The sequence below is a fragment of the Vogesella sp. AC12 genome (genome assembly GCF_024437575.1).
GTDB classification, from domain to species: domain Bacteria; phylum Pseudomonadota; class Gammaproteobacteria; order Burkholderiales; family Chromobacteriaceae; genus Vogesella; species Vogesella indigofera.
This window is the reverse complement of the sequence record NZ_JANFNU010000006.1, coordinates 2,878-16,087: the sequence shown is the minus strand read 5'-3', so window position 1 is coordinate 16,087 and position 13,210 is coordinate 2,878. Positions and strand designations below refer to the sequence as shown.

The following is a 13,210-nucleotide window of genomic DNA, read 5'->3' as shown; positions in this document are numbered from 1 at the left end:
GCATGGAAGCGGATAACCAACAACAAGACAGCACTGCCGTGGCAATCGGGCAGGAATTGCGTGCTGCCCGCGAGGGCAAGGGCCTGAGCATCGGCGAGGTGGCCGATCGCCTGAAATTGTCGGTCAAGCAGTTGAATGCCATCGAGCGCGGCGATTTCGCCAGCCTGCCGGGGGCGACCTTCGCCCGCGGCTTCGTGCGCAGCTATGCCCGTTACATGGAAATGAATGCCGATGCGCTGGTGGCGCGTCTGGACCAGTGCGTGCCGCTGGATACGCCACCGGCGGCACTGGTGCCGGTCAACGACGCGCCGGCCAAGGCCTCGCTGGCCTTGCCGTTGTCGCTGGGTGCGCTGCTGGTGATCGCCGGCGGCTGGTTCCTGCTGCCGGGCGCGGCGGAGCCGGAAGTGCAGTCTTCGGTGCCGCTGGCACTGGTACCGACGGTGGCCGATCCCGACGCCAGCGCCTTGCAGCCGACCACCTCCGACGTGGTGGCGGTCACACCGCCGGTGGTGCCTGCCTCGGCGCCGCAGCCGGCCGCACCACCGGTGACGGCGCCGCTCGCCGTGGCGGCCTCGGCGCCAAGTGCCACCGCGCCGGTCGCCGGGCAGGGCCGTATCGAATTGCGTGTGCGCCAGGAAGCCTGGGTGTCGATTACTGATGCCGACGGCAAGAAACTGGTGTACGCCACGCTGGCTGCCAACGACAGCCGGCAGCTGCAGGGCCGGCCGCCATTCCGCGTGGTGATCGGCAATGCGGCCAACGCCGAGCTGGCCTATAACGGCCAGCCGGTCGACCTTGGCAGCAAGATTCGCGGGACCACCGCCAAACTGGAACTGAACTAACACGCAGATGGACGCAACGATCAAACGCCGTCAAACCCAGCAGGTGGCCATTGGCCACGTGATGGTGGGTTCCGCGCACCCGGTGATGGTGCAGTCGATGACCAATACCGACACCGCCGATGCCGCTGCCACCGTGCAGCAGGTGCAGGCGCTGGCGCAGGCCGGCTCCGAGGTGGTGCGCATTACCGTCAACAGCCCGGAGGCCGCGGCCCGCGTGGCGGAAATCCGCCAGCGGCTGGACGACCTCGGTTGCGACGTGCCGCTGGTCGGCGACTTCCATTTCAACGGCGACCGTCTGCTGAAAGACTACCCCGACTGCGCGCGTGCGCTTGGCAAGTACCGCATCAACCCCGGCAACGTCGGCAAGGGGGCCAAGGGCGACGACAAGTTCGCGTTCATGATCCGCACCGCCATCGAGTACGACAAGCCGGTGCGCATCGGCGTCAACTGGGGCAGCCTGGACCAGGCGCTGCTGGCGCGGATGCTGGACGCCAATAATCATGCAGCCAACCCCAAGGCGCTGGACGTGGTGATGCGCGAGGCGCTGATCGTGTCGGCGCTGGAGTCGGCCGACAAGGCGATGGAACTGGGGCTGGCCTCCGACCGTATCCTGCTGTCGTGCAAGGTCAGCAACGTGCAGGACCTGATCACCGTGTATCGCGATCTGGGCAGTCGCTGTGATTTTCCGCTGCATCTGGGCCTGACCGAGGCCGGTATGGGCAGCAAGGGCATCGTCGCCTCCAGCGCGGCGCTGGCGGTGCTGCTGCAGGAAGGCATCGGCGATACCATCCGTATTTCGCTGACCCCGCAGCCGGGCGAGGCGCGCACCAAGGAAGTGGTGGTGGCGCAGGAGCTGCTGCAGACCATGGGCCTGCGCTCGTTCACGCCGCTGGTCACCGCCTGTCCCGGCTGTGGCCGTACCACCAGCACCTTTTTCCAGGAACTGGCGGACAGCATCCAGACCTACCTGCGCGAGCAGATGCCGATCTGGCGCCTGCAGTATCCGGGGGTGGAAGACATGAAGGTGGCGGTGATGGGCTGTGTGGTCAACGGCCCGGGCGAGTCCAAGCTCGCCGACATCGGCATCAGCCTGCCTGGCACCGGCGAAGTGCCGGTGGCGCCGGTATACGTCGACGGTCACAAGGACGTGACGCTGAAGGGCGATCACATCGCCACCGAGTTCAAGGCCATCGTCGATCAGTACGTGCAGACCCGTTATGGCGAGGGTGGTGCCAAGCGCCGCGAAGTGGTGGCGCGCACTATCCCGATCAAGTCCGTGTAGGGCTTGCGGCCAACCTTAGAATCGAATCCAGAGAATTTCGGAAGAACAATCGTAATGGCTCAAAAGTTGCAAGCGATTCGCGGCATGAATGATGTGCTGCCGGCCGAGTCGCACCAGTGGGAGTATTTTGAAAACACGCTGCGCGGCTGGCTGGCAGACTACGGCTACCAGAATATCCGCACCCCTATTGTGGAAAGCACGCCACTGTTCGTGCGCTCCATCGGCGAAGTGACCGACATCGTCGAGAAGGAGATGTACTCCTTCACCGACAGCCTGAACGGCGATTCGCTGACGCTGCGCCCGGAAGGCACCGCTGGCACCCTGCGCGCGGTGGTCGAGCACAACCTGCTGTACAACACCACGCAGAAGCTGTGGTACATGGGCCCGATGTTCCGCCACGAACGGCCGCAGAAAGGCCGCTACCGCCAGTTCCACCAGATCGGTGTCGAGGCGCTGGGCATGAACGGCCCGGACATCGATGCCGAGATCATCGCGATGACCGCCGAGCTGTGGCGTCGCCTGGGCCTGGCCGACAGCGTGCAGCTGGAAATCAACACTCTGGGCAACAAGGAAGAGCGTGCCGCGCATCGCGAGGCGCTGATCGCCTATCTCGAACAGCACGTCGCCATCCTGGATGAAGACGGCAAGCGCCGCCTGTACAGTAACCCGCTGCGGGTGCTGGACACCAAGAATCCGGCATTGCAGGAGATGGCCAACGCCGCGCCGCGGCTGAGCGACTACCTCGGTGACGCCTCCCGCGCGCACTACGAGGGCTGGAAGGCGCTGATCGACGCGCTGGGCATCCCTTACGTGGAAAACCCGCGCCTGGTGCGCGGTCTGGACTACTACAACCAGTCGGTCTTCGAGTGGGTGACCACCGAGCTGGGCGCGCAGGGCACGGTGTGTGCCGGCGGTCGCTACGACGGCCTGATCGAGCAGCTGGGCGGCAAGCCGGCGCCGGGCATCGGTTTTGGCATGGGCATGGAGCGCGTGCTGCTGTTGCTGGCCGAAAAGGGTTTGTTGCCGGCACGTCGCAGCGTCGACGTGTTCATCGTCAACCAGGGGCAGGGCGCCACCGCCTACGCCATGCAGCTGGCCCAGTCGCTGCGCATGGCCGGTCACAGCGTGATCCAGCACATGGGGGACGCCAGCTTCAAGTCGCAAATGAAAAAGGCCGATGGCAGCGGCGCCGCAGTGGCGCTGATCATCGGTGAAAACGAAGTGGCGACGGCGCAGGTGGTGATCAAGCCATTGCGTGCCGACGCCGCGCAGGAAACCGTTGCCGCAGCCGACGTGGCCGCGGCGGTTTCCCGCTTCAAGTCTTGACGAGGGGGATGCATGGCTTTCGATTTGCAGGAACAGGAACAGATTGACTGGATCAAGACCTTCTGGGCACAGTGGGGCAAGCTGCTTTCCACAGTCGTGCTGGCGGTGTTGCTGTCCTATCTGGGTTACAAGGGCTGGCAGATGTACCGCGCGGCGGAAAGCGCCAAGGCGGCCACCATCTATTCGCAGCTGGAACAGCAGGTTCAGGCCGGCACGCTCGACAAGGTCAAGGCCACCGCTGCCGCGCTGCAGAGCGCGCATCCCGGCTCCGCCTATGCCGCCAATGCGGCACTGCTGGCGGCCAAGGCCGCCTTCGACAAGGGCGATCTCGCCTTTGCCCGTGCCCAGCTGAAGTGGCTGCTGGCCAGCGGCCAGCAGGACGAATCGTTGCAGGCGGTCGCCCGCCTGCGTCTGGCGACCGTGCTGCTCGACGAAAAGCAGTACGACGCGGCACTGGCCGAGCTGGCACAGGCGCATCCGGCCAGCTTTGACACGTTGTTCCTGGACCTGAAGGGTGATGTGCTGGTGGCGCGCGGCGATGTGTCCGGTGCCCGTGACAGCTACAAGGCCGCACTGGCCAAGGCGTCGCCGGATGCAACTTTGCGCGACTTTATCCAGACCAAGCTCGACTCCCTGGGAAATTGATCATGAAGCGACGTCTCATTTGTGCCGCCCTTGTTTTGCCGTTGCTGAGCGGCTGCGCCAGCTGGTTTGAAGGTTCGGTCGGTTTCGAGCCGACGCCGTTGCAGCCGGTTGCGCAGCAAAGCGCGCTGAAAGTGCAGTGGCAGGCCAGCGTGCCGGCAGCGGAGGGCGGCCTGTTCACGCCGTTCTACGACCAGGGCCTGCTGTGGGTGGCCGGTGGTGATGGCAAGGTCAGCGCCATCAACGTGCTGAACGGCAGCCAGAGCCGCTGGTTCGACTTCGAACAGAAGCTCAGTGCCGGTGTCGCCATCGCCGACAAACTGATTTTTGCCGGCAACGACCAGGGCAAGCTGATTGCGGCCAACCTTGATACCGGCAAGATCGTGTGGGAACAGACGCTGACCAGCGTGCTGGCCGAGCCGCCGCAGGTCGGCGGCAAGGCGGTGGTGACGCGCAGCAACGACGGTCGTATCAGCGCTTTTGACATCCAGAGCGGTCGTCAGTTGTGGACCGAATGGCAACCATTGCCGGCGCTGACCGTCAAACAGACCACGCCGCAGTTGAAGGTGGAAGGTGACGACGTGCTGCTGGTCGGCTCCGCCTCCGGCAAGCTGGCGGTGTATGCACTGGAACAGGGGCGCATGCTGTGGGAGGCGGTAGTCGCTTCGCCGCGTGGCGCCAGTGAACTGGAACGGGTGACTGACGTGGTCAGTCAGCCGGTTTTTGATGGCCGCCGCGTTTGCGCCGTGGCCTATCAGGGGCGGATCGGCTGCTTCGAGGCCCGTGGCGGCGAGCAGGCGTGGGCGCGCGAGCTGGCCAGCAGCCGCGGCCTGTCGATGGATGCCAAGGGCGTGTATTCCACTGCCGATGACGGCTCGATCTGGGCGTTCGACCCGGATACCGGCCGCAATCTGTGGAAACAGGACGCACTGCGTTATCGCAACGTGACCGCCCCGGTAAAGCTGGGTAATAACTTACTGGCAGTAGATGGTGAGGGCTATGCACATTTGCTCTCGCCTGTTGATGGACAAATCGTTGGCCGCAGCCAGCTGAAGGTGGAAGGAACCATTGCACGCCCGCTCGTGCTCGGCAATATTGCCTACGTTCTCGACACCAACGGCACCTTGTCGGCGGTCACACTCTAAAAGCAGTGCTGAATGAAACCGACTATTGCCCTGGTAGGGCGCCCCAATGTGGGCAAATCGACCCTGTTCAACCGTCTGACCCGTTCGCGCGATGCGCTGGTAGCGGATCAGCCGGGTCTTACCCGTGACCGTCACTACGGCCACGGCCGTGTCGGCAGCAAGCCGTATCTGGTGATCGATACCGGCGGCTTTGAGCCGGTGGTGGACGAGGGCATCCTGTTCGAAATGGCCAAGCAGACGCTGCAGGCCGTGGACGAGGCGGACGCCATCGTGTTCCTGGTGGATGGCCGTACCGGCATCACGCCGCAGGACAAGATCATCGCCAACCGCCTGCGCCGCAGCAACCAGCCGGTTTACCTGGTGGTGAACAAGGCCGAAGGCATGCGCAGCGCAGTCGCCACCGCCGAATTCCACGAGCTGGCGCTGGGCGAGCCGCTGTCGATCTCCGCCTCGCACGGTGACGGCGTGCGCGAACTGATGGAGATGGTGCTGGAGCACTTCCCGGATGCCGAGGAAGAGCCGAAGGTCAACCATCCCAAGTTCGTCATCATCGGCCGCCCCAACGTCGGCAAGTCGACGCTGGTGAATGCGGTGCTGGGGGAAGATCGCGTGATCGCCTTTGACCAGGCCGGCACCACCCGCGACAGTATCTACATCGATTTCGAGCGTGAAGGCCGCCAGTACACCATCATCGACACCGCCGGCGTGCGTCGTCGCGGCAAGGTGGACGAGGCGATCGAGAAGTTCTCGGTGATCAAGACCATGCAGGCGATCGAAGACGCCAACGTGGCCGTGCTGGTGCTGGACGCGCAGCTCGACATTTCCGAGCAGGACGCCACCATCGCCGGTTTTGCGCTGGAGGCCGGCCGGGCGCTGGTGGTCGCGGTGAACAAGTGGGACAACCTCGACAATCACCAGAAGGAAACCATCAAGCACGAGATCGCGCGCAAGCTCGGTTTCCTTGATTTCGCCAAGTTCCACTACATCTCGGCGCTGGAGCGCAAGGGGGTTGCCGACCTGTTCAAGTCGATCGACGACGCCTACCGCGCGGCCATGACCAAGCTGCAGACGCCGAAGCTGACCCGCATCCTGCAACTGGCCGTCGAGCGCCAGCTGCCACCGCGGACCGGCCCGATTCGTCCGAAGCTACGCTACGCCCACCAGGGCGGCATGAACCCGCCGATCATCGTGGTACACGGCAATGCGCTGAGCAAGATTCCGGACAGCTACACCCGTTATCTGGAAAACATGTTCCGCAAAGCTTTTCAGCTGCAAGGCACGCCGCTGCGGGTACAATACAAGTCCAATACCAACCCCTTTGAGAAGGAAGCAACAGGCACCAAGCCGAGTTTGCTGGTTCACAAGGGCCGAAAATAGTACGGCGGTTTTTTTTATGCTAAAAAGAGTCTTAGCGCCGCTTGCTAGTAACGAAATTACAATTCCACGAAATCGGAGAACAAAATGAGCTCTAAAGGGCAAATGTTACAAGACCCGTTCCTTAATATCCTGCGTAAGGAGCATGTGCCGGTTTCCATCTACCTCGTCAACGGTATCAAGTTGCAAGGCCAGATCGAGTCGTTCGACCAGTATGTGGTGCTGCTGAAAAACACGGTAACCCAGATGGTTTACAAGCATGCCATTTCTACCGTGGTGCCAGCGCGCCCGGTAAACATTCCGCATGACAATCACGGCGCCAAGTCCGACGCTGCCGACGCTTGAGTCACTGCCTGTTCCGCCTGAATGCCGGTCCGGCAAGCGATTGCCGACCGGTTTTCCCCCTCAGAAAGATCTTTCGTGTTTGATCGCCCGGATCTAGGAGACATCGCCGTACTGGTCTGTCTCGACTTTGGTGCGCCCGACTATGACGAGGGTGTACAGGAATGCGTTGACCTGGTGCGCAGTGCCGGTGTCACCGTGGCCGGTACCATCCATGGCAAACGCCAGCGTCCCGATGCCGCGCTGTTCGCCGGCAAAGGCAAGGTCGAGGAGATCGCCGCCCTGGTCAATGCGGTGGCGGCCAACGTGGTGATCTTCAATCACGCTCTGGGGCCCGGGCAGGAACGCAATCTGGAGCGCGTGCTGCAGTGCCGCGTTGTCGATCGCGTCACCCTGATACTGGATATCTTTGCCCAGCGCGCCCGCAGCCATGAAGGCAAGCTGCAGGTCGAGCTGGCACAGTTGTCCCACCTGTCGACCCGCCTCGTGCGCGGCTGGACCCACCTCGAGCGGCAAAAGGGGGGCATCGGCCTGCGCGGACCGGGCGAGACGCAGCTGGAAACCGACCGCCGCCTGCTCGGCTTGCGCGTGAAAATGCTGAAGGATCGTCTGGCTGCCGTTGCCCGTCAGCGCAAGACACAGCGCCGCAGCCGCGAGCGCTCCGGATTGCAGTCGGTATCGATTGTCGGCTATACCAATGCAGGCAAGTCCACCTTGTTCAATGCGATGACCAAGGCGCAGGCCTATGCTGCGGATCAGCTGTTTGCGACACTGGATACCACCAGCCGCAAGCTTTACCTCAGCCCGGAGTTGTCCATCGTGCTGTCCGATACCGTGGGCTTCATCCGCGACCTGCCGCACTCGCTGGTGGCGGCGTTCCGTGCCACGCTGGAGGAGACGATCCAGGCCGACATGCTGCTGCATGTGGTCGACTCGGCGTCGCCGGACAAGGATCGCCAGATCGAGGAAGTGGACAAGGTGCTGGCCGAGATCGGTGCCAGCAGCACGCCTCAGTTACTGGTGTGGAACAAGACCGACTTGCGCGGTTTGCCGCCGCAGATCGAACGCGGCGAGCATGGCGAGCCGGTCGCGGTCCGCGTTTCGGCGCTGACCGGCGAAGGGCTGGAACTCTTGCGGCAGGCGATTGCCGAACGGCTGCACGGCTTTAATAATGACCATAACATAGAAGATCGAGACCGCTATGGCACAGAATGATCCTAACTGGGGTGGTAAACGTCCGAACGATGGCCCGCCGGATCTGGACGAAATTTTCCGCAAGCTGAACCAGCGCCTGTCGCGCCTGCTGGGTAATCGTGGTCCGGATGAAGAGCCGCCGGTTGGTAATGGCAACGGCAGCGGCGAGTCGCCACGCGGCATGCGCTTTGGCGCTGCGGGTGTACTGGCGGCACTGGCCGGCCTGTGGCTGCTGAGTGGTTTCTACATCGTCGATGCCCGCGAACAGGGTGTGGTGCTGCGCATGGGCAGCTTCAACCGCACGACCGACTCCGGCCTGCAGTGGCGCGCACCGTATCCGTTTGAAACGGTGGAGATCGTCAACCTGACCGAGGTGCGCAGCATCGAGGTCGGCTACCGTGGCAGTGCCAAGAACCGCATCAATGAAGAGTCGCTGATGCTCACCGAAGACCAGAACATCATCGATGTGCAGCTGTCGGTGCAGTACGACGTCAAGGATGCGCGCGACTTCCTGTTCAACAACCTGGCTACCGAGGCGGATGCCCGCGACGTGGTGAAGCAGGCGACGGAAACGGCGATTCGCGAAGTGGTTGGCCGCAACAAGGTCGATTTCGTGCTCAACGAGGGCCGAGCCCAGATTGCGGCCGATACCCAGCGCATCATTCAGTCGATTCTGGATCGCTACAAGCTGGGCGTGCGCGTGGCCAAGGTCAACATCAACGGCGTGCAACCGCCGGAGCCGGTGCTGGCGGCGTTCGATGACGCGGTAAAGGCGGGCCAGGACAAGGAAAAGCTGCGTAACGACGGTGTCGCTTACGCCAACGACGTGGTGCCGAAGGCCAAGGGTATGGCCGCGCGCCTGCTGGAAGAGGCCGAGGGCTATCGCCAGAATGTGGTGGCCACCGCCGAGGGTGACGCCGCGCGTTTCAACAGCGTGCTGTCGGAATACGCCAAGGCGCCGAAGGTGATGCGTGACCGCCTGTACTTCGACATGATGCAACAGGTGATGAGCAATACCACCAAGGTGCTGGTTGACCAGAAGGGTGGCAACAACCTGCTGTACCTGCCGCTGGACAAGCTGATCCAGCAGTCCAGTGTCGCCGCGCCGTCGCTCCAGTCCGGCAGCGCTACACAGCCTGCCGAGGTGCCGCCGGTGGTGGCCCCCGTCGCGCCGTCTTCGTCCGGTTCCACCAGCCGCGATGTGACTCGCGGGCGTAACTAATAACAGGAGCCCCCATGGAACGACTTCTTCCTTCTTTGATCGGTGTGGCAGTTCTGTTGCTGATTGCCTCATCGTCGCTGTTTACCGTAGACCAGCGCCAGTTCGCGATGGTGTTCCAGTTTGGCGAGGTGGTGCGGGTCATCGAGCAGCCTGGCATCCAGTTCAAGGTGCCGGTGTTGCAGAATGTGCGTTACTACGATCGCCGCATCCAGACGATCGATCCGGAAGAGCCGGAGCTGTTCAACACCCGCGAAAAGAAAAACGTGCTGGTGGACAGCTTCGTCAAGTGGCGCGTGCGTGATGTCGAGCAGTTTTACAAGAGCGTCGGCGGCAACGAGCTGGCCGCAGTGGCTCGTCTGAAGCAAACTATCAACGATGGCCTGCGCGCCGAATTCGGCCAGAAGAGTGTTGCCGATGTCGTATCCGGCCAGCGCGACCAAGTCATGGAGGATGTCCGCAAGAAGGCCAACCTCGACGCGCAAAAAATTGGTATGGAAATACTGGATGTGCGCTTAAAAAGAGTCGACTTTCCGGATAAAATCAGTGCTTCGGTTTTTGAACGGATGAACTCCGAGCGTCGCACCGTGGCCAGCCAGTTGCGCAGCGAAGGCGCGGCCGAGGCCGAGCGTATCCGTGCCGATGCCGACCGCCAGCGCGAAGTGCTGCTGGCCGAGGCCTATCGCAAGGCGCAGACGATGAAGGGCGAGGGCGATGCCCGTGCCGGCGCGATTTACGCGCAGGCCTACGGCAAGAATCCGGAGTTCTACGCTTTCTGGCGCAGCATGGATGCCTACAAGCAGACGATGCGAAGCAAGAGCGATGTGCTGGTGCTGGATCCGAGCTCCGAGTTCTTCAAGTACTTCAAGAGCACCAAGCCCGCGGCCAAGTAAGCGCGGGCAACGAGCCGGGGATAGACGGCAAGCTTATCAACAAGGCGGGATCGCGAATCCCGCCTTTTATTGTGTGTAGAGATAGATGCGTAATTGGCTGTTACCCGAATATGTTGCGGACATCCTGCCGGCCACCGCCCGTCAGGTTGAGTCTGCCAAGGCATCGATGCTTGAGCTGTTTCGTACCTCTGGCTACGAACTGGTCCTGCCACCGCTGATTGAATACTACGATGCACTGGTGACCCCGGAAGACGGCGCGCTGGCGATCAAGACCTTCAAGCTGGATGACCATTTCTCCGGTCGCCAGCTGGGGCTGCGTGCCGACATCACGCCACAGGTGGCGCGTATCGATGCCCATCTGCTGTCGCAGCGCACCGGCGTGACCCGGCTGTGCTACGCCGGCAGCGTGGTGCATTCGCGCCCGGACGGGCTGATGAGCTCGCGCGAGCCGCTGCAGGTGGGGGCGGAACTGTACGGCTATGCCGGCATTGAGGCCGACCTGGAAATCATCCGCTTGATGCTGACCTCGCTGCGCCAGATCGGCGTTGAAGGTCTGCGCCTGGATGTCGGCCATATGGGCCTGTTCCGCGGTCTGGTGCAGGCCGCCGGTCTTGGCCACGAACTGTCTGCCGAGGTGTTCTCGGTACTGCAGGCCAAGGACCTGTCGACGCTGCGCGAGTTGCTGGTTGATGTTGCCGAACCGTATCGCAGCGCCTTCCTCGCGCTGCCGGAGCTGTATGGTTCGCGCGCAGTGCTGGACAGGGCGCGTACCCACTTGCCGTCGCTGCCGGAAGTCGAGCTCGGCCTGATGCAGCTGGCTGCAGTGGCGAACTCGCTGGAAGGCGAGGTCGAGCTCAACTTTGACCTCACCGAATTGCGCGGCACCCACTACCACAACGGCCTGATGTTTGCCGCCTACGCCCCTGGCTGGGCGGAAGAGCTGGCGCGTGGCGGCCGTTACGACAACGTTGGCCGCCGCTTCGGCCGTGCCCGTCCGGCGACCGGTTTTAGTCTCGACCTGCGCGACCTGATCCGTATCCTGCCGCAGAACGAAAGTGCCAAGGGAATCAAGCTTGCGGCCAACCTGTTGCCGCAAGCGACAATAAAAGTGGCCGAACTGCGTGCGCGCGGCGAGAAGGTCATTGTGGATTATCTGGGCGAGTCTGCTGCCGCCCTGAATTGTGATCGTGAACTGGTCAAGGCTGGTGAAAACTGGCAGCTTGTACCGTTTAAGTAATTTGATTTCTGAAGAGAAGAGGTTTACCAATGTCCAAGAATGTCGTCGTAATCGGCACCCAGTGGGGTGACGAGGGCAAGGGCAAGATTGTTGACTGGCTGACAGACCATGCTCGCGGTGTTGTCCGCTTCCAGGGTGGTCACAACGCTGGTCATACTCTGGTTGTGAATGGCAAGAAGACCGTGTTGCGCTTGATCCCGTCGGGCATTCTGCGTGCCGGCGTCGAGTGCTTCATCGGTAACGGCGTGGTGCTGTCGCCGGAGGCGCTGCTCAAGGAAATCGACGAGCTGGAAACCGCCGGTGTCAATGTCGCCAGCCGCCTGAAGATCGCCGAAGCCTGCCCGTTGATCCTGCCATACCACGTGGCGCTGGATCTGGCACGCGAAGCGGCCAAGGGTGCCGGCAAGATCGGTACCACCGGTCGTGGCATCGGCCCGGCTTACGAAGACAAGGTGGCGCGCCGTGCGCTGCGCGTGATCGACCTGTTCGATCGCGAAGCCTTTGCCGCCAAGCTGAAGGAAAACGTCGACTACTACAACTTCCAGTTGACCGAGTACTTCAAGGTTGAGCCGGTAAGCTACGAAGCGATCCTGGAGCAGACCATGCTGCTGGCCGAGCGCATCAAGCCGATGGTGGCCGATGTGTCGCGCACGCTGTACGACCTGAACCAGGCCGACGTGCCACTGCTGTTCGAAGGCGCGCAAGGCACGCTGCTGGATATCGACCACGGTACCTACCCGTTCGTGACCTCGTCCAACTGTGTGGCTGGTGCCGCTGCGCCTGGCGCCGGTGTGGCACCGCAGATGCTCAACTACGTGCTGGGCATCGTGAAGGGTTACACCACCCGTGTCGGTTCCGGCCCGTTCCCGACCGAGCAGGACAACGAGATCGGTGCCTTCCTGGCCAAGCGCGGTAACGAGTTCGGTTCGGTCACTGGCCGTCCGCGTCGCTGTGGCTGGTTCGATGCCGCGGCACTGAAGCGCTCGATCCAGATCAACGGCGTCTCCGGCCTGTGCGTGACCAAGCTGGACGTGATGGACGGGCTGGAAGAGATCAAGCTGTGTGTTGGTTACACCCTGGATGGCAAGCAGGTTGATATCCTGCCCTTCGGCTCCGATGCGGTAACCAAGTGCCAGCCGGTGTACGAGACGCTGCCAGGCTGGAGCGAGTCCACCTTCGGTACCAAGCGCTGGGAAGACCTGCCTGCCAATGCGCAAGCCTACCTGACCCGCATCGCCGAAGTGTGCGGCGCACCGGTGGACATTGTATCGACCGGCCCGGATCGCGAAGAGACCATCGTGCTGCGCCATCCTTACGGTCTGTAAGGTTGCATGCTTCATGCAAGAGCCCGCTTCGGCGGGCTTTTTTGCGCCTGCGGCAAACGGTGTGGCGACTAGCAAAGGTTGGCCGCAGTGCCGGGCTTGGGTGCGGCAGCTACGTTGCAGTGTTGCTTGATGGTTGGCTACCCGCGTGGCAGCAGGGGGTAAGGCAAGGCTTGGTGGGTGATGCGTGGCGCCAACGATGGCGGTGTGGGGTGTGACCGGCTGGTCGGCGCGAGGGGGCGATACGGATTGCTGCAGTTTTTGCTGTGAAAATGCAAAAACACCGTTGAGATGTCTCAACGGTGTTTTTGTTTTGGTGCCCAAGAGAAGACTCGAACTTCCACACCCTTGCGGGCGCTAGGACCTGAACCTAGTGCGTCTACCAATTCCGC

The 13,210-nt window shown here is 62.6% G+C and carries 12 protein-coding genes; all 12 read left to right on the top strand.

The genetic code is table 11. From position 1 onward, the window contains the following. The first annotated feature begins 2 nt into the window (after positions 1–2). Entirely contained in the window at positions 3–842 is an 840-nt protein-coding gene (locus NOM55_RS10825; RefSeq protein ID WP_255908582.1) for a helix-turn-helix domain-containing protein, read from the top strand. Between the two features lie 7 nt (positions 843–849). Further along, positions 850–2,124: a flavodoxin-dependent (E)-4-hydroxy-3-methylbut-2-enyl-diphosphate synthase gene (ispG, locus tag NOM55_RS10820; RefSeq protein WP_120811947.1), complete on the top strand. Its 1,275-nt coding sequence runs from the start codon at positions 850–852 to the stop codon at positions 2,122–2,124. A gap of 54 nt (positions 2,125–2,178) precedes the next feature. Beyond that, positions 2,179–3,450 (top strand): histidine--tRNA ligase, encoded by a 1,272-nt coding sequence (gene hisS, locus NOM55_RS10815; protein ID WP_255908581.1) that lies wholly within the window; start codon positions 2,179–2,181, stop codon positions 3,448–3,450. Between the two features lie 12 nt (positions 3,451–3,462). Beyond that, positions 3,463–4,095: a tetratricopeptide repeat protein gene (locus NOM55_RS10810; RefSeq protein WP_255908580.1), complete on the top strand. Its 633-nt coding sequence runs from the start codon at positions 3,463–3,465 to the stop codon at positions 4,093–4,095. A 2-nt stretch (positions 4,096–4,097) separates the two neighbouring features. Further along, complete coding sequence (gene bamB / locus NOM55_RS10805) at positions 4,098–5,237, top strand: outer membrane protein assembly factor BamB (RefSeq protein WP_255908579.1); 1,140 nt, start codon at positions 4,098–4,100, stop codon at positions 5,235–5,237. Between the two features lie 12 nt (positions 5,238–5,249). Continuing rightward, positions 5,250–6,614, top strand: a complete 1,365-nt coding sequence (gene der, locus NOM55_RS10800; protein ID WP_047966111.1) for a ribosome biogenesis GTPase Der — start codon at positions 5,250–5,252, stop codon at positions 6,612–6,614. Between the two features lie 84 nt (positions 6,615–6,698). Next, on the top strand, positions 6,699–6,956 hold the full coding sequence (gene hfq, locus NOM55_RS10795; RefSeq protein ID WP_047966110.1) for an RNA chaperone Hfq: 258 nt from the start codon (positions 6,699–6,701) through the stop codon (positions 6,954–6,956). Positions 6,957–7,031: 75 nt separating this feature from the next. After that, on the top strand, positions 7,032–8,168 hold the full coding sequence (gene hflX, locus NOM55_RS10790) for a ribosome rescue GTPase HflX (RefSeq protein WP_047966109.1): 1,137 nt from the start codon (positions 7,032–7,034) through the stop codon (positions 8,166–8,168). After that, positions 8,155–9,369, top strand: coding sequence for an FtsH protease activity modulator HflK (gene hflK, locus NOM55_RS10785; RefSeq protein ID WP_120811937.1), 1,215 nt, complete (start codon positions 8,155–8,157; stop codon positions 9,367–9,369). Before hflX ends, hflK begins: the two co-directional genes overlap by 14 nt. Before the next feature lie 14 nt (positions 9,370–9,383). Further along, positions 9,384–10,259 (top strand): protease modulator HflC, encoded by an 876-nt coding sequence (hflC, locus tag NOM55_RS10780; RefSeq protein WP_255908578.1) that lies wholly within the window; start codon positions 9,384–9,386, stop codon positions 10,257–10,259. Positions 10,260–10,344: 85 nt separating this feature from the next. After that, entirely contained in the window at positions 10,345–11,496 is a 1,152-nt protein-coding gene (locus NOM55_RS10775) for an ATP phosphoribosyltransferase regulatory subunit (protein WP_255908577.1), read from the top strand. A 29-nt stretch (positions 11,497–11,525) separates the two neighbouring features. Next, complete coding sequence (locus NOM55_RS10770; RefSeq protein ID WP_120811934.1) at positions 11,526–12,821, top strand: adenylosuccinate synthase; 1,296 nt, start codon at positions 11,526–11,528, stop codon at positions 12,819–12,821. The last annotated feature ends 389 nt before the right edge of the window (positions 12,822–13,210 follow it).